The organism is Shinella sp. GW821-FHT11G07 (assembly GCF_058808115.1).
The window spans coordinates 102,890-119,197 of the sequence record NZ_JBXARJ010000008.1 but is presented as its reverse complement, the minus strand read 5'-3'; the positions used below and the strand labels follow the sequence as shown (position 1 = coordinate 119,197).

14 protein-coding genes are annotated in these 16,308 nt (G+C 61.7%); 9 read left to right on the top strand and 5 right to left on the bottom strand.

Annotated features, from left to right (window positions below):
- Positions 1 to 9: 9 nt before the first annotated feature.
- Positions 10 to 678 carry a phosphoribosylglycinamide formyltransferase gene (purN, locus tag AC1RT2_RS16880; RefSeq protein WP_493103683.1) on the bottom strand — a complete coding sequence of 223 codons (669 nt, stop codon included), beginning with the start codon at positions 676 to 678 and terminating at the stop codon, positions 10 to 12.
- Positions 675 to 1,748, bottom strand: coding sequence for a phosphoribosylformylglycinamidine cyclo-ligase (gene purM / locus AC1RT2_RS16875; RefSeq protein WP_493103681.1), 1,074 nt, complete (start codon positions 1,746 to 1,748; stop codon positions 675 to 677). Before purM ends, purN begins: the two co-directional genes overlap by 4 nt.
- A gap of 315 nt (positions 1,749 to 2,063) precedes the next feature.
- On the opposite strand from purM, the gene AC1RT2_RS16870 reads away from it, so the two are divergent.
- The 7 genes from AC1RT2_RS16870 (at position 2,064) to AC1RT2_RS16840 (ending at position 10,795) form a co-directional block, all read left to right on the top strand.
- On the top strand, positions 2,064 to 3,185 hold the full coding sequence (locus tag AC1RT2_RS16870) for an AI-2E family transporter (protein ID WP_069059217.1): 1,122 nt from the start codon (positions 2,064 to 2,066) through the stop codon (positions 3,183 to 3,185).
- An 83-nt stretch (positions 3,186 to 3,268) separates the two neighbouring features.
- On the top strand, positions 3,269 to 3,964 hold the full coding sequence (gene hdaA / locus AC1RT2_RS16865; RefSeq protein WP_069059216.1) for a DnaA regulatory inactivator HdaA: 696 nt from the start codon (positions 3,269 to 3,271) through the stop codon (positions 3,962 to 3,964).
- Positions 3,965 to 4,154: 190 nt separating this feature from the next.
- A complete protein-coding gene (locus AC1RT2_RS16860) occupies positions 4,155 to 6,317 on the top strand; it encodes an RNA degradosome polyphosphate kinase (RefSeq protein WP_493104012.1) in 2,163 nt (720 codons plus the stop codon).
- 12 nt (positions 6,318 to 6,329) lie between these two features.
- Positions 6,330 to 7,850, top strand: a complete 1,521-nt coding sequence (locus tag AC1RT2_RS16855) for a Ppx/GppA family phosphatase (RefSeq protein ID WP_493103678.1) — start codon at positions 6,330 to 6,332, stop codon at positions 7,848 to 7,850.
- A gap of 5 nt (positions 7,851 to 7,855) precedes the next feature.
- Positions 7,856 to 8,443 carry a DUF922 domain-containing Zn-dependent protease gene (locus AC1RT2_RS16850; protein ID WP_493103676.1) on the top strand — a complete coding sequence of 196 codons (588 nt, stop codon included), beginning with the start codon at positions 7,856 to 7,858 and terminating at the stop codon, positions 8,441 to 8,443.
- Positions 8,444 to 8,556: 113 nt separating this feature from the next.
- Entirely contained in the window at positions 8,557 to 9,678 is a 1,122-nt protein-coding gene (locus AC1RT2_RS16845) for a calcium-binding protein (protein ID WP_493103674.1), read from the top strand.
- A 289-nt stretch (positions 9,679 to 9,967) separates the two neighbouring features.
- The gene (locus tag AC1RT2_RS16840; RefSeq protein WP_493103672.1) at positions 9,968 to 10,795 is read left to right on the top strand and encodes a calcium-binding protein; all 828 of its coding nucleotides are present in this window, start codon (positions 9,968 to 9,970) and stop codon (positions 10,793 to 10,795) included.
- Between the two features lie 62 nt (positions 10,796 to 10,857).
- Here the strand turns inward: AC1RT2_RS16840 and AC1RT2_RS16835 are convergent, their stop codons facing one another.
- Together AC1RT2_RS16835 and AC1RT2_RS16830 are read right to left on the bottom strand one after the other, a co-directional pair.
- Positions 10,858 to 12,216 (bottom strand): esterase-like activity of phytase family protein, encoded by a 1,359-nt coding sequence (locus AC1RT2_RS16835; protein WP_493103670.1) that lies wholly within the window; start codon positions 12,214 to 12,216, stop codon positions 10,858 to 10,860.
- 94 nt (positions 12,217 to 12,310) lie between these two features.
- Positions 12,311 to 13,213 (bottom strand): AraC family transcriptional regulator, encoded by a 903-nt coding sequence (locus AC1RT2_RS16830; RefSeq protein ID WP_493103668.1) that lies wholly within the window; start codon positions 13,211 to 13,213, stop codon positions 12,311 to 12,313.
- On the opposite strand from AC1RT2_RS16830, the gene AC1RT2_RS16825 reads away from it, so the two are divergent.
- Complete coding sequence (locus tag AC1RT2_RS16825; protein ID WP_493103666.1) at positions 13,212 to 13,619, top strand: DUF2000 family protein; 408 nt, start codon at positions 13,212 to 13,214, stop codon at positions 13,617 to 13,619. The two genes, AC1RT2_RS16830 and AC1RT2_RS16825, sit on opposite strands and share 2 nt — an antisense overlap.
- Before the next feature lie 230 nt (positions 13,620 to 13,849).
- Positions 13,850 to 15,031 carry a M10 family metallopeptidase C-terminal domain-containing protein gene (locus AC1RT2_RS16820; RefSeq protein WP_493103665.1) on the top strand — a complete coding sequence of 394 codons (1,182 nt, stop codon included), beginning with the start codon at positions 13,850 to 13,852 and terminating at the stop codon, positions 15,029 to 15,031.
- Positions 15,032 to 15,069: 38 nt separating this feature from the next.
- Here the strand turns inward: AC1RT2_RS16820 and rnd are convergent, their stop codons facing one another.
- Complete coding sequence (gene rnd, locus AC1RT2_RS16815; protein WP_493104010.1) at positions 15,070 to 16,215, bottom strand: ribonuclease D; 1,146 nt, start codon at positions 16,213 to 16,215, stop codon at positions 15,070 to 15,072.
- Positions 16,216 to 16,308: the final 93 nt, after the last annotated feature.

Sequence of the window (16,308 nt, the reverse complement as noted above, 5' to 3'; positions counted from 1 at the left end):
AAGGCTGCTTTAGATCGCAGCAGGCGAAATCAGGTGCGCGCCGTTCAACTGTGGCAGGTCGCCGGCGGAAATGGTCTTTCCACCCTCCATCCGCACCTTGCCTTCCGCGACAAGCCGCAGCGCCAGCGGATAACTCCGATGCTCCACCGTCAAAACACGGGTCGCCAGCGTGTCGCTGGTATCGCCCGGCACGACGGGCACCGCGGCCTGTACCACGACCGGTCCCTCATCCATGCCCTCGGTCACGAAATGCACCGTGCAGCCGGCAATGCGCATGCCGGCGTCGATGGCGCGCTGGTGCGTGTGCAGGCCGGGGAAGAGCGGCAGCAGGGAAGGGTGGATGTTGAGGATGCGGCCTTCATAGCGGTTGATGAAGGTGCCGGAGAGCAGGCGCATGTAGCCGGCAAGGCAGAGAAGGTCGGGGGCAAGCACATCGAGCGCGTCGAGGATTGCGGCCTCGTGCGCGTTCTTGCTGGCAAAATCCTTGCGCAGGAAGCTGCGGGTCGGAATGCCAAGCGCTTCGGCCTTGGCAAGCCCGCGGGCATCCGCCTTGTCGGAGAAGACCGCGACGATTTCTGCCGGGAAATCCGGTGCTTCGCAGGCCTTCGCCAGTGCCAGCATGTTGGAGCCGCCGCCGGAGATGAAGGCGACGACGCGCTTGCGTCCAGATTGGCTCATAGGGCGAGCGTACCCTTGTAGATCGTGCCGGCGGCGCCTTCGTCGCGGGCGACCATGCGGCCGAGGCGGAAGGCGGTCTCGCCTTCACGCGACAGAACCGCAATAACCGCATCGGCCTTGTCGGCCGGTACGACCGCGATCATGCCGACGCCGCAGTTGAAGGTGCGCAGCATTTCCTTGGCTTCCACACCGCCGCTGCGGGCGAGCCAGGAGAACACGGCCGGCGCCTTGACGGCATCGAGGTCGATTTCGGCGGCGAGATGTTTTGGCAGCACGCGCGGAATGTTTTCCGGAAAACCGCCGCCGGTGATGTGGGCGAGTGCCTTGATCGAACCCGTTTCGCGGATCGCCTTCAAGAGCGGCTTCACGTAGATCTTGGTCGGCGTCAGCAGCGCTTCGCCGAGGCTTTTTGCAGCGTCGAACGGTGCTTCGGCATCCCAGGCGAGGCCGGAGAGCGAAACGATCTTGCGCACCAGCGAATAGCCGTTGGAATGCACGCCGGAGGAGGCGAGGCCGAGGATGACGTCGCCTTCCGCAAGGTCGCCGGCCGGCAGCAGTTCTCCACGCTCGGCGGCACCGACGGCAAAGCCCGCGAGGTCATAATCGCCATGCGAATACATACCGGGCATTTCGGCGGTCTCGCCGCCGATCAGCGCGCAACCGGCCTGGCGGCAGCCTTCGGCAATGCCTTCGACGATGGCCGCACCCTGATCCGGATCGAGCTTGCCGGTGGCGAAATAGTCGAGGAAGAAGAGCGGTTCGGCGCCCTGCACCACGAGATCGTTGACGCACATGGCGACGAGGTCGATGCCGACCGTGTCGTGGCGGTTGGCGTCGATGGCGATCTTGAGCTTGGTGCCGACGCCGTCATTGGCGGCGACCAGCACCGGATCGGTGAAGCCTGCGGCCTTAAGGTCGAAGAGGCCGCCGAAGCCGCCGATCTCGCCATCCGCGCCCGGGCGGCGCGTCGAGCGCACGGCCGGCTTGATCTTCTCGACCATCAGATTGCCTGCGTCGATGTCGACGCCCGCATCGCTGTAGGTCAGGCCGTTCTTTTCCGACTGGCTCATGCTCTCGTCTCCGGCGTTAGAGCATCTTGCAGGCAGGTGGGTTCCCCTGCCGTCGCACAAATGCGGCAAAACAAATAGGCAGAGCAGATGAGCGAACGAATATGAGCCCATATGCTCTACGCTGATCGCGCCCGATTGGCATGCCGGGGCGGCAAGTGCAAGACGAATGCCGGAAAAGCCGGGGTTTTTTCACCGATTTACCCGTGATGCCTGCGCACGGGCCCGTCGAGCCTTGACCTTTCTCTGCCACGCATCCTATCTCCATCGGGTAACGGCGGCGGCCCTTCTTCGGGTCAGAACACGGGAAAGAGCACGATGGCAGCCCATATCAGTGGTGCGGGATTGAAGCGGCAGGTGGTCTTCTGGCTCATCGCGCTCGTCTTCTTCGTGCTCTTCCTCATGGTGTTCAGCGATATCCTGCTGCCCTTCATCGCCGGCATGGCGCTGGCCTATTTCCTCGATCCGGTGGCTGACCGGCTGGAGCGCTGGGGCTTGAGCCGCATGATGGCGACGGTGGTGATCCTGATCGCCTTCGTCATCCTCTTCGCGCTCTCGCTGATGATCGTCATTCCGCTGCTAGCCACCCAGGCCGCGGATTTCCTGCAAAAGCTGCCGGGCTACGTCACGCAGCTCCAGGAACTGGTGGCAAACTTCAACCCGAACCTGCTGCCGACCTGGATCAGCAGCCAGATGGGCACGATCAAACAGAGCTTCTCGACCATTCTTGCCGAGGGGGCGGGCTTCCTCGGCACAGTGTTCAAGCAGGTCTGGAACTCCGGCATGGCGTTGGTCAACATCGTCTCGCTGTTCGTCATCACGCCGGTCGTCGCCTTCTACCTGCTGCTCGACTGGGACCGCATGATCGCCAAGGTAGACAGCTGGGTGCCGCGCGACCACGTCGCCAATGTCCGTCAGATCGCCGCGGAAATGGATGCGGCGATTGCCGGCTTCGTGCGCGGGCAGGGCTCGATCTGCATCATCCTCGGCCTGTTCTACGGCATCGGGCTGTCCTTTGCCGGCCTGAATTTCGGCCTGCTGATCGGCCTTTTCGCCGGACTTATCAGCTTCATTCCCTATGTCGGCTCGCTGGTTGGGCTGGTGCTCGCCGTCGGCGTGGCGATCGTGCAGTTCTGGCCGGAATACTGGATGGTCGTGCTCATCGCCGCCATCTTCTTCGCCGGCCAGTTCGTCGAGGGCAACATTCTGCAGCCGAAGCTTGTCGGCTCGCGCGTCGGCCTGCATCCGGTCTGGCTGATGTTTGCGCTGGTCGCCTTCGGTGCGCTGTTCGGTTTCGTCGGTCTGATGATCGCGGTGCCGGCAGCGGCAGCGGTTGGCGTCCTTGCCCGCTTCGGCATCAAGCGGTATCTTGATAGCGACCTGTATTACGGGGCGAGCAAGCCCGTTCTGCTCGAAGAGAGCACGCCGAACGACGAATAGACGGCGGTGCAATTCCAGGAAGAACGTGCGCGGTTTTCCGTTCGGAATTGCGTTAAACGAAGAGATAGTACCTGAGTAAAAACATGACATCGCGCAAGACCGCCGAACAGCTGCCGCTGGCCTTCGGGCACGACCCCGCGACGGGACGCGACGACCTTTTGCTCGCGGAACCTGTCAATGCCGCGGTCGCGATGATCGACGCCTGGCCGCATTGGCCGTCGCCCGTGGTCATTATCGCGGGGCCGGTCGGTTCGGGAAAGTCGCACCTCGCGGCCATCTGGCGTGAGAAGGCTGCTGCCGAGACAATCGAGGCGAAGGCGGGGCAGGGCGCGGAAGAGGCCGCCGAACACGGTCCCGTGCTCATCGAGGACGCGGACCGCAACGGTTTCGACGACCGCACGCTCTTCCACATCATCAACAACGTCCGTCAGAACGGCCATACGTTGCTCATCACCAGCCGGCTCTGGCCGATGTCGTGGCCGGTCGACCTGCCGGACCTGCGTTCGCGTCTCAAGGCGGCCACCGTGGTCGAGATTGGCGAACCGGACGACGAACTGCTGTCACAGGTCATCGTTAAGCTCTTCGCCGATCGCCAGCTTTTCGTGGATGATCGGCTGGTCGCCTACATCGTGGCGCGCATGGAGCGTTCGCTGGAAGCGGCGCAGACGCTTGTCGAGCGTCTCGACCGTCTGGCGCTCGCCCGCGGCAGCCGCATCACGCGGGCGCTGGCGCAGGAGGTGCTTGGCGAAATGGTCGGCGGGGACGATTCCGCCAGCTAGTTTTGCCGCAAGGATTGACTGTCACAGTTCTGTCGTCAAACTAGGCTAAGCGCTTCGAGGAAAAGTGAAAATCGGTTTTCCGTTCGGGCCAGCGTCAGGCATGCGGCCGATCCGGCGACAAAGTGGGGCGGACTATCCAATGGATACAGCGACTTCGGACCTTTCTCAGGAAAAACCAGTCGAGACCGCGCTGCCCGAGGGGGCGACGGTCAATGTCGAAGCTCTGATGGCGAGCCCGGAACGTTTCATCAATCGCGAATTTTCCTGGCTCCAGTTCAATCGCCGCGTGCTGGAAGAGACGCTGAACACCGCCCACCCTCTGCTTGAGCGTGTGCGCTTCCTGTCGATTTCGGCAGCGAACCTCGACGAGTTCTTCATGGTGCGTGTCGCCGGCCTCGAAGGCCAGGTGCGCCAGGGCGTCGGCATCCGCAGCCCGGACGGCAAGACCTCTGCCGAGCAGCTCAACGACATCCTGAAGGAGATCGACAATCTCCAGATGGAGCAGCAGGCCTCGCTTGCCGTGCTCCAGCAATATCTCGCCAAGGAAGACATCGTCATCATCCGCCCCTCGGCCCTGTCGAGCAATGACAAGGTCTGGCTGCAGCAGGAATTCACCCAGTCGATCTTCCCGGTGCTGACGCCGCTTTCCATCGACCCGGCGCATCCGTTCCCGTTCATCCCGAACCTCGGCTTCTCGATCGGCCTTCAGCTCGACAGCACGCTGGGTAAGGAGCCGATGACGGCGCTGCTCCGCCTGCCGGTGGCGCTCGACCGTTTCATCCGCCTGCCGGATGCCGATGGCACGATCCGCTACATCACGCTGGAAGACGCGGTCGGCCTGTTCATCGGCAAGCTTTTCCCGGGCTACATCGTGCGCGGCTCGGGCACGTTCCGCATCATCCGAGACAGCGATATCGAAGTGGAGGAAGAGGCCGAAGATCTGGTTCGCTTCTTCGAGACCGCGCTGAAGCGCCGCCGCCGCGGTTCGGTGATCCGCATCGAGACCGATTCGGAAATGCCGGAATCGCTGCGCCGCTTCGTCGTCGGCGAACTGGGCGTACCGGATAACCGCGTCGCCATCCTGCCGGGCCTGCTCGCGCTCAACATGCTCTCCGAGATTACAAAGGCGCCCCGCGACGACCTGCGGTTCGAGCCGTACAATGCGCGATTTCCCGAACGCGTTCGCGAACACGCCGGCGACTGCTTCGCCGCCATCCGCGAAAAGGACATGGTCGTCCACCATCCGTACGAAAGCTTCGACGTGGTGGTCCAGTTTCTTCTCCAGGCTGCGCGCGATCCTGACGTTCTGGCGATAAAGCAGACGCTCTACCGCACCTCGAACGACAGCCCGATCGTGCGTGCGCTCATCGACGCGGCCGAGGCCGGCAAGTCGGTGACGGCGCTGGTCGAACTCAAGGCCCGCTTTGACGAAGAGGCCAACATTCGCTGGGCGCGCGACCTGGAGCGCGCCGGCGTGCAGGTCGTCTTCGGCTTCATCGAATTGAAGACCCACGCCAAGATGTCGATGGTGGTGCGTCGCGAGGAGGGCAGACTTCGCACCTATTGCCACCTCGGCACCGGCAACTACCACCCGATCACCGCGAAGATCTACACCGACCTGTCCTTCTTCACCTGCAACCCGACGATCGCCAGCGACATGGCGAACATCTTCAACTTCATCACCGGCTACGGCGAACCGGAAGCAGGCATGAAGCTCGCCTTCTCGCCCTACACGATGCGCCCGCGAATCATCCGCCACATCGAGGAGGAGATCGCGCATGCCAAGAACGGCGCGCCGGGCGCGATCTGGATGAAGATGAACTCGCTCGTCGATCCGGACATCATCGACGCGCTCTACCGCGCCAGCCAGGCCGGCGTGGAGGTCGATCTTGTGGTGCGCGGCATCTGCTGCCTGCGCCCGCAGGTGCCGGGCCTGTCCGACAATATCCACGTCAAGTCGATCGTCGGCCGCTTCCTCGAGCACTCCCGCATCTTCTGTTTCGGCAATGGCCACGGGCTTCCATCCGACAAGGCGCTGGTCTATATAGGCTCCGCGGATCTGATGCCGCGAAACCTGGACCGGCGGGTCGAGACACTTGTGCCTCTGATCAACCGGACTGTGCATGAGCAGGTTCTCTCGCAGATCATGTTGGGCAATCTCATCGATAACCAGCAGAGCTACGAGATTCTTGCGGACGGAACGTCCCGGCGCATGGAAGTGCAGCCCGGTGCCGAGCCGTTCAACGCTCAGCACTACTTCATGACCAACCCCAGCCTGTCCGGCCGGGGCGAAGCCCTGAAGTCCAGCGCACCGAAGGCGATCGCCGGCTGGCAAGGCCGCCGGAAGAAGTAAAACTGGATATGCATGGTTGAATCTGAAGCCCAGGGGCGTTTGCCTGGAATTGCCCCGGTGTCAGTCGTGGATATCGGTTCGAACTCGATTCGCCTCGTCATCTACGAGGGAATGAGCCGTTCGCCGGCCATGCTGTTCAACGAGAAGGTCATGTGCGGTCTCGGCAAGGGGCTCGCCAGGACCGGCCGCATGGACCAGGCGAGCGTCGATCGCGCGCTCGCATCGCTCCATCGTTTCAAGGCCCTTTCCAAACAGGCCCGCGCCTCCACCATGTTCGCGCTCGCGACGGCGGCTGCGCGCGAAGCGGAAAACGGTCCCGATTTCATCCACCAGGCGGAAATGATCCTCGGCCAGAAGGTCCGGGTGCTGACCGGCGAGGAGGAAGCCTATTTCTCCGCACTCGGCATCGTCAGCGGCTTTCATGATCCCGACGGCATCGTCGGTGACCTCGGCGGCGGCTCGCTCGAACTGATCGACGTGGCCGGCGGCATGATCGGCAAGGGTATTACGCTGCCGCTCGGCGGCATCCGCCTGTCGGAAGCCTCCGGTGGTTCCGCCGCACAGGCCCGCATCGTCGCCCGCAAGTACCTGCGCACCGCCAACCTCCTGAAAAACGGCACCGGCCGCGCCTTCTACGCCGTCGGCGGCACCTGGCGCTCCATCGGCAAGCTGCACATGGAAGTGCAGAACTATCCGCTGCACATGATGCAGGGCTACGAACTCGGCTTCGCCGACGCGATGGATTTCCTCACCGATATCGTCACGGCCAAGGACCCGAAGGATCCGGCCTATGCGGCGATCTCCAAGGGCCGTCGCAACCTCTTGCCCTTCGGCGCCGTCGCCATGCAGGAGACGATCGCCATCATGAAACCCTCGCGGGTCTTCTTCTCCGCGCAGGGTGTGCGCGAAGGCTATCTCTATTCCCTGCTGCCCGACCGGGAAAAGGCGCGCGACCCGCTGCTCGCTGCGGCCAGCGAACTCGCCATCCTGCGCGCCCGTTCGCCGGAGCACGCCCGCGAGCTTGCCGAATGGACCGGCCGCATGATGCCGCTGTTCGGCATTACCGAAAACGACGAGGAGCGCCGCTACCGTGAAGCTGCCTGCCTGCTGGCCGATATCAGCTGGCGCGCGCATCCGGACTACCGTGGTCTCCAGGCGCTGAACCTCATCGCGCACGGCACCTTCATCGGCATCACCCATCCTGGCCGCGCCTTCATCGCGCTCACCAACTACTACCGCTTCGAGGGCCTTAACGACGACGCCGTCAGCAGTTCCCTGGCTGGCATTGCGACACCGCGCCTGCGCGAACTCGCAAAGCTCGTCGGCGGCCTGTTGCGCATCCTGTACCTCTTCTCCGCCTCGATGCCCGGCGTCGTGCCGCATATCGTTTTCCGCAAGGCGAGCGGATCGGAGACGGATCTCGAGCTGATCGTGCCGTCGGACTATTCCGAACTTGCCGGTGAACGCCTCGACGGGCGCCTCCAACAGCTTGCCAAGCTGACCGGCAAGAAACTCGCCTTCCGTTACCAGTGAGGCCGATGATGCGGATCGTCTCCCTCCTCGCCGCCGTCTTCCTTGCGACAGGTGCCGCGGCACAGGATTGGCGGGCCGTGGAGCGGGTCGTGCCCTATTCCGTGCAGGGCACGACGGGTCTGGAAATCTATCAGTCGATCGGCGCGCGGGGCCCGCAGCTCGGCGTCGCCCGCGTTATCGCCCATACCGGTTTCAAGCTCACCTGGACGCGCAAATACGAGCGCCAGGGCGATGCCTGCACCATCACGGTCAACAAGCCGAAACTCGTCATCACCTACACGCTGCCCAAGCTGAAATCGAAGCTTTCCGGGCCGCTGAAGGATCGCTGGGACACTTTCATCTCCGGTGTGACGGCGCATGAAAAGGTGCATGGCGACTTCATCAAGGACATGGTGAAACAGATCGAGGCGATGAGCGTCGGCATGACGGTCGAAAACGATCCGAACTGCCAGAAAATCCGCCCCCAGCTCCAGGCCCGCCTCAGCGAGCTCTCGCAGGCCCAACGCGCCCGCAGCCGCGATTTCGATCAGGTCGAACTGAACGATGGCGGCAATGTACACCAACTGATTCTGCAGTTGGTTGACCCGAGATAGTCCGGTCGAACGGCGCTTCAATGCGCGAATTTACTTGTTATTTAACACCGCTTCTTGTCTTATTCCTGATAGCAGGGCCAAGTGTTGCTGGCCTCTATTAAGGGAGAGATCGCATGGCTATTTTGAAGATTCAGCCCTTGGGGAATAAGGGCCTCGATGTAAACGACATCGATATCAGGCTGCTTGGTGACTATGATTTTGCGAGTACATCCGCGACGAGCGCAAGGTTCTTCGCCGATGACGACAACTATGCCCTCTTCCAGGGCCGCGGCTTCACATACAAGAAAGCGGGCTCTACAGTCATCGATATCACAGGCGGCACAGTTGAGAAGTTCTATCTTTCCATCGGTGGGGTGAAAGTATTCGCGCTCACCGGGCTTTCGCTCTCCGCATCCAAGCTTTTCGACTTCTTCGTCGCCGCTGATCCCGTTGGAGCATTCAACTACATCTTTGCTGGCAATGACACGATCTACGCGACGAAGTTTGCCGACATTCTCGCCGCAGCAGGCGGTGACGACACGATTTATGCGGGCGCCGGCAACGACAAGGTTCTCGGCGGCTCCGGCAATGACCTGCTGCAGGGCGAGGCCGGCAACGACGTGCTTTCCGGTGGCTCGGGCAATGACAAGGTCTTTGGCGGTGACGGGGCCGACTCCCTTTCAGGCGAAAGCGGCAACGACATGCTCGAAGGCGGTGCCGGGGTTGACAAGCTTTCCGGTGGAGCAGGCGCCGATAAACTCTATGGTGGCGACGGCAACGACATACTGAAGGGCGATGCCGACAATGATCAGCTCTTTGGCCGCCTTGGCAATGACGTGCTCGAAGGCGGTGCGGGCAACGACACGCTGAACGGCGATAGCGGCAACGACAGCGTGAACGGTGGGGCCGGCAGCGACAAGCTCTCCGGCGGCGCCGGTGCGGACATCTTCGTCTTCAAGTCCGCTTCGGACTCCACGGTCGCTGCGACTGGTCGCGACATGATCCTCGACTTCAAACAGGCGGATGGCGACCGCATCGATCTTAAGGCGATCGACGCCAACGCCACGCTCGGCGGCGATCAGGCCTTCAAATTCATTGGAACGGCGGCGTTCCACAAGACGGCCGGCGAACTGCGCTACATCAACTCGAATGGCGACACTTTCGTTCAAGGCGATATCAATGGTGACGGCAAGTCCGACTTCATGATCGCCATCGACGCGAACCTTGCGCTGAAATTGGCCGATTTCATCCTCTAAGCAGCATTGCTGTATAGTGAAAAGGGGGGCTGCTGCCCCCCTTTTTTGTGGGCACGACCTGGCTATGTGGTTCGCAAATTCCAGACCGGCTAAAATTGGGACATGTGCCATATCCGCACGCGTGTGGCTCTGCTTGCTTGTGGCAAGTATGTGCCGTTCTGGCCTGCGTTAACCATGTCTTTGAGTTAAGGAAGTACTAAAGCACCCATCGCTTGCCTTCCTCATATTCAGAAGGCTCATTCCTGCCACTACGACGCATTGAGACGTCGATGAACAGGAGAGATCAGGCATGGCAACCGTTAAGACGCAGCCGGTGGGAAATCAGGGTGTAAACCTTTCGCTGCTCGATATTCGCGCGCTTGCCGCATATGACCATTGGCAGTTGACGCCCTCGAGCATCAAACTGCATGACGCGAGCGGCGCAAACTATGCGCTCTTCAGCGGCTCGAATTTTTCCTTTAAGACGAACGGCAACACGATTGAGGATGTCCTGAGTGGCACGGTCACGAAACTCGATATCGGCCTTGGCGGCGTCGACCAGATCGCTTTCAGTAACCTCAATCTCTCGGCCAAGACGTTCTTCGACTACTTCATGGCTGCCGACACGAAGGGCGCCTGGGACTACCTGTTTTCCGGCAATGATTCGATCGTCGGCACGCAATATGCAGACTATCTCTTCGGCGGCGCCGGCAACGACACTGTTTCGGGCGGTGCCGGCAACGACGCCATCGAAGGCAATGCCGGCCATGATGCGCTTTATGGTGGCACAGGAGCCGACAAACTTGTTGGTGGTAGTGGCGCGGACGCGTTCGTCTTCAAGTCAATATCGGATTCGACGGTCAGCGCCTCTGGCCGCGATACGATCTCCGACTTCAGCCGCGCACAAAAGGACAAGATCAGCCTGTCCGCAATCGACGCGAACACCAAGGTCGCAGGCAACCAGGCCTTCAGCTTTATCGGGACGGAAAAATTCCACAGCGTCGCCGGCGAACTGCGCTACGAGAAGGTTAGCGGCGATACGCTCATCCATGGCGATGTGAACGGCGACGGCAAGGCCGACTTCTCCCTTCTCGTCGATGCCACCATCGACTTCAGAGTGGGTGATTTCATTCTCTGAAACCGGCGTGTCGGACGGAAAAAGGGGGCGCCACTGGTCGCCCCCTTTTTCATTTCAGCGGATCACTCGGCCTTCAGAAACTCGCTCACGTCCAGCAGCACGAACTCGTTGTCGTCAGCCTTGTCGAGTGCGCGGCCGGCGGAGAAGGGCAGGTTGTTGTCGTTGCCGACGATGATATGGGTCTCGTCCACGCGGTCGACATTCTCGATCGTCACGAACGGCATGTCGTAGAAGCCTTCGCCGCCCCCCTGGCGCTTCTTGTTGTCCGGGTCGGCGATCTTCAGAAGGTCGATATAGCCGATCTTGCGGACGGCCTTGCCGACATTTTCATCGGTCATGGCGATCTTGTAGATGCGCTTGACCTTGGATGCGGTGGCAAAGCAATCCGGCTTGGCATCCTTCGGGTCGGCGCAGGCCTTGTCGGCCGTGCCGGCACCGTTGTCGCGCTCGATCACCAGGGCGGTGGTGGCGTCCAGCATGTTGAAGTCGCCGATCGCTTCGCCGCCTTCGGCAAGCGGATAGAGCCAGCTGCGGCCTGTCCAGTCCTTGGACGCGACGTCGAGTTCGATGATGCGCAGCGCCGGGCGGCCGTCCGCCTGTTCGACCGATTCGCTGTCGACCCAGAGCGGGCCTTCCAGCAGGCCATAGAGCTTCGCGCCGTCCTTCGACATGGCAAGGCCTTCATAGCCGCCGGAGCGTTTCACGTTGAAGGCCGGCATCTTCTTGGAGGGATCGGCTTGTACGGCGAGCGTCGGGTTGTCCGGCGAGGTGACCGGCTTGCCATCGACCTCTGTCGCGATCACGTCCGTCAGCTTGCCGTCCAGATCGAACTTCAGGACGTAGGGGCCGAATTCTTCGCCGATCCAGAAACCATCGGCTGTTGGCTGGATGGATTCGACGTCGAAGTCGCCGCCCGTCAGGTAGCGCTTTTCCGCACCTTCCATGACGATCGGGAAGGGTGCCTTTTTATCCGGGTCGGAGAGGAACACGGTCTTCACCGGTTCAAGCGTGCCCTTGTCCCAGTCGAAGCGCACATTGTGGATCATCAGCATGGCGTCGGTGGAGTTCAACTTGTTGCCGAAGCCGTTGTCGGAGAGCGTCCAGAACGTGCCGTCTTCCATCGTTTTGATACCCGAAAAACCCTGCATCGGCTGGCCGTCGAAGGGCAGCGCAAGACCCGTCTCGCGCACTCCGTCCTTGCCCATGACACTGCCGAGTGTGTCGACGCGCTTACGGTCTGCGGTCGAAAACTTGCCGGAGGTCTTCAGGTAGTCGGCAGCATCCGCCGGGGCGGCGATGATCGTGTTGGCCGGAAGGACCGCGTGGGCCTTCAGGGTTGCGGGGAATTCCTTGTCGGCAGCGAGTGCCGCGGTCGTCATCAGAAGCGAAAGAGCGGCGGTGGTGAAAAGATGTTTGGTCATAATGGGTCCCATGGTTCGGCAAACGATGCCAGTTGATAGGCGCCGCGCATGACCGCTGCTTGACAGTTCCTTATCGCTTTCGTGACGGTGCGGGTTAGCCTTGGCGACCGCCGGCGAGCACCGCAAAACGCCCCGGCGTCATGCCGAGCGCCTTCTTGAAATGGCGATTGAGGTGCGCCTGGTCCGCGAAGCCGCTGGCAAAGGCGACCTCGGCAAGGCTCTCGCCAGCGATAATCAGGCTCTTCGCCCGCTCCAGGCGGCGCATGACGAGGTAGCGGTGCGGGCTGGTGCCGAGCAACTGGCGGAACTGCCGGGCGAGGGTGAAACGGTCCAGTCCCGTCACCGCCTCCAGTTCCGTGGAACTTACCTGTTGCGACAGGTTTTCCCGCAGGAAATCGCAGGCCCGCAGCACCTCCGCGCGGGCGAGCCTTCCTGGATGGGCTTGCGGTAGACCAGCATGGTCGAGCAACGCGGCGGCGATCTCTTCGACGATCTCGTCCAGCTTGAGTGGTTCGATCGCCGCGTCCATGCTGCCGATAGCTTCGAGCAAAAGCCGGGCCAATCGCGGATCAGCGACGATCGGCGAAGCGACAAAGGGCAATGTACGACCGCGCTCTGCCGTCACCGGCAAGAAACGCTCGGGCGGGATGTACATCATGCGATAGGTCAGCCCGTCATCAGTGCCGGCGCCGCCGTCATGCATCTCGTCCGGGTGGAGAACGATGACATTGCCGGGGAGGCTGAAGCGCGCTTCGCCGCGATAGCGAAAGGTCTGGATGCCGGCCATGGTGACGCCGAGCGCATAGGTATCATGCCGGTGTGGCTCGAAGCCCTTGCCGCGGAACCGCGCCTCGATGCGCTCGATGCCGGCAAGCTCCGGCGCGATGACGATGCGGTCCTTCTCCGCGCACAAACGTTCAAGCGGCGCATCGACGGCGCCTGCTACCGCATTGGCCGCGGAGTGGTCCGCAGCCTTTTTTCGGGAGTATACCTGCATGTTCGATACCAAGTTTGCCGTCATCCTGCGCGAGGATCTGGAAGTCTGGCAGAAGTTGAATGTCACCGCTTTTCTGTCGAGCGGCATCATCGGCCAGAAGCCGGAGCTGATCGGCGAAGCCTACCGCGATGCCGCCGGCAATGTCTACAACGCCTTGAGCGTCCAGCCGATCATCGTGCTCGCGTCAGACGGCGCGACGCTGTCGAAGATTCACGCACGGGCGCTGGAGCGCGAGGTCCCTGCCGCCGTCTACATCGAAGAGATGTTTTCCACCGGCCATGACGCGGCCAACCGCGCCGTCTTCGCCATGTTCGGCCCGAGTGACGCCAAGATCGTCGGTATCGCGCTGCATGCCGACAAGAAGATGGTGGATCGCATCACAAAGGGGGTGAAACTGTACGCGTGAGTTCTACGATGGAAGGAGCTTGCTTTTTTAGGAAAAGCTTGTTCAATCCATGATGGAATGCGCAAGGCGTTGCCGGGCAAAGCCCGGCACGACTGGTTGTTCGTCACAGCGAGTGGACAGGCGTCGGGACCGGGCCGCATGTTTCGCTCGTGCGTACCGTCGCGAATTGATCCGGCACTTTAAATCAGAGTTTCAGAGCCAGCCCAAGGCAAAGGGCCTCCGGCGCGGTCTTGAACCATCGGGACAAAGGGGAAACGGACGTGAGCACGATCACTTCGAATATCAGCAGGACACTCAATGGCTCGACGGCATTCAGCGTCGGCGGGGACACCTATACATGGTCCAACCGCTGGCTGGACATGCTCGCGATATGGGCACCCGACAACGCGCCGCTGCGCACGGTAAACCTAACGCTCAGCAGCAAGTCATGGGGTGCGGACGTGCTGCGCTTCGCCGGAAACGCCAGCGTGACCATCAACGATGCAACGACCGGTGTTGGCGATAACGACCGCGTGTACATAAGCTACATTTCTCTTGGCTCCAGCGGAACGAGCACCGTCACCCTGAAGAATGCCGAAGTGGAAACCCTGGTTGGCAGTAAGGCCTCCCAGAACGTGACCATCGGCTACTGGGCGAGCTATATTGGCCTGAACCGGGGCGACGACACGGTTACAGTGGTTGGCGTCGGCGAAGTTGGCAGCATGGACCTCGGCCGGGGTAATGACAAGCTGACGACGACCGGCAATGCTTGGGTCGGAACGGCCTATATGGGGCGTGGCAATGACATCGTCTCGCTCGGGGCGGGCGGCGCTCACTTCATTCATCTGGGGCAGGATGCGGATATCATCAAGTTCAGCGCCAATGCCCAGAGCGCGATCGTCCATGGCGGCGAAGGCATATCCGACGATCTGGTGGGAGCCAAGGACTCCGATACTGTCGACTTTTCGGCGTTTACCAGCGGGTTGGTTATCGATCTGAATGGTCGATCCTATGTCGAGGGGACGAACGGCGACTATCTTATCTCCAATTTCGAGAATGCGACGGGGGGCAAGGGCAAGGACACGATCATCGCGAACGGCGAGGTCAATGTTCTCAAGGGCGGCGCCGCTGCCGACACCTTCGTTTTCGAAAGCAAGGCGGCCGCCCATGGCGACAAGATCCTCGACTTCAGCCAGACGGAGAAGGACAAGATCAGCCTCTCGGCCATCGACGCCAACACCGTATTGAGTGGCAACCAGGCCTTCACCTTCATCGGCACGGCAGCCTTCGGCGATAAAGCGGGCCAGTTGCGCTATGAGCTGAAATCGGGTGACACTATCATCCACGGCGATATCAACGGCGATGGCGTCAGGGATTTCTCCATCATTCTCGACGCCAGCGTCGCTCTCAAGGTGGGTGATTTCATTCTCTGAGGAGAGGCTTGAGAGGAGGGCCGAAATCCTCGGCCCTCTTACAGTTCCACCGCTTCGATCTTCTTGTCGACGAAGCGCAGCGCCACCTTGCCGCCGATCAGGTTGAGGGCGGTATCGCCGAAAAGCTCCCGGCGCCAGCCATGCAGTGCCGCGACATCGGCTGTTTCGCCCTCGGCGGCGATCTTTTCGAGATCGTCGGTGTTGGCGATGATCTTGGCGGCGACGCCCTCGCGCTCGGAGACGATCTTCAACAGCACCTTCAGCATTTCGCTGGCGGCGGCGGCGCCCTCCGGTACATGGTTCTGGCGCGGCAGGCGCGGCAGGTCGGCCTTCGGAATGGCCAGCGCCTCGCCGATCGCTTCCAGAAGCGCGCCGCCGGACTGCGAGCGTTCCCACCCCTTCGGGATGGTGCGCAGGCGGGCGAGTGCCTCGGCATCGACCGGCTGCTGCTGGGCGATTTCATAGATCGTGTCGTCCTTCAGGATGCGCGAGCGCGGCACGTTGCGGGCGCGTGCTTCGCGTTCGCGCCAGGCGGCGACCTTCTGCAACACCGCAAGCTCGATTGGCTTCTTGACGCGCATCTTGAGCCGCTTCCAGGCATCGTCCGGATGCAGGTCGTAGGTTTCGCGCGATTCGAGAACCGCCATTTCCTCGGTCAGCCACAACGAGCGTCCGGCCTCTTCCAGCTTTTCCTTGAGGGTCAGGTAGACGTCCCGCAGATGCGTCACGTCGGCCAGCGCATATTCGAGCTGCTTGTCGGTCAGCGGCCGGCGGCTCCAGTCGGTGAAGCGCGAGGACTTGTCGATATGTACGCCCTTGATCTTCTGCACGAGCTGGTCATAGGAGACGCTGTCGCCGAAGCCGCAGACCATGGCCGCGACTTGGGTGTCGAAGATCGGGTGCGGGATTAGATTGCCGCGGTTGAAGATGATTTCGATATCCTGCCGCGCGGCATGGAAGACCTTCAGCACCGCCGTGTTGGCCATCAGCTCGAAGAACGGTGCCAGATCCAGGCCTTTGGCGAGCGGATCGACGATGACCTCAAGCTCGGGGCCGGCCAGCTGAACCAGGCAGAGTTCCGGCCAGAAGGTCGTCTCCCGCAGGAATTCCGTGTCGATCGTCAGATACTCGGAACGGGCGAGTGTCTCACAGGCTTCGGTTAGGGCTGCGGTGGTCTCGATGATCTGCATGGGCTCGGGCGGACTTTTCTCGAATTTTGGATCGGGCAGCTTTAGACGTTCCACGGTTTTGCCACAATCGAAAACTTGGCCGCTGAA

Excerpts from the sequence above, each read along its gene's own strand:
- purN (WP_493103683.1), bottom strand. The coding sequence starts at position 678 with ATGAGCCAATCTGGACGCAAGCGCGTCGTCGCCTTCATCTCCGGCGGC.
- purM (WP_493103681.1), bottom strand. The coding sequence starts at position 1,748 with ATGAGCCAGTCGGAAAAGAACGGCCTGACCTACAGCGATGCGGGCGTC.
- AC1RT2_RS16870 (WP_069059217.1), top strand. The coding sequence starts at position 2,064 with ATGGCAGCCCATATCAGTGGTGCGGGATTGAAGCGGCAGGTGGTCTTC.
- hdaA (WP_069059216.1), top strand. The coding sequence starts at position 3,269 with ATGACATCGCGCAAGACCGCCGAACAGCTGCCGCTGGCCTTCGGGCAC.
- AC1RT2_RS16855 (WP_493103678.1), top strand. The coding sequence starts at position 6,330 with ATGGTTGAATCTGAAGCCCAGGGGCGTTTGCCTGGAATTGCCCCGGTG.
- AC1RT2_RS16850 (WP_493103676.1), top strand. The coding sequence starts at position 7,856 with ATGATGCGGATCGTCTCCCTCCTCGCCGCCGTCTTCCTTGCGACAGGT.
- AC1RT2_RS16845 (WP_493103674.1), top strand. The coding sequence starts at position 8,557 with ATGGCTATTTTGAAGATTCAGCCCTTGGGGAATAAGGGCCTCGATGTA.
- AC1RT2_RS16840 (WP_493103672.1), top strand. The coding sequence starts at position 9,968 with ATGGCAACCGTTAAGACGCAGCCGGTGGGAAATCAGGGTGTAAACCTT.
- AC1RT2_RS16835 (WP_493103670.1), bottom strand. The coding sequence starts at position 12,216 with ATGACCAAACATCTTTTCACCACCGCCGCTCTTTCGCTTCTGATGACG.
- AC1RT2_RS16825 (WP_493103666.1), top strand. The coding sequence starts at position 13,212 with ATGTTCGATACCAAGTTTGCCGTCATCCTGCGCGAGGATCTGGAAGTC.
- AC1RT2_RS16830 (WP_493103668.1), bottom strand. The coding sequence starts at position 13,213 with ATGCAGGTATACTCCCGAAAAAAGGCTGCGGACCACTCCGCGGCCAAT.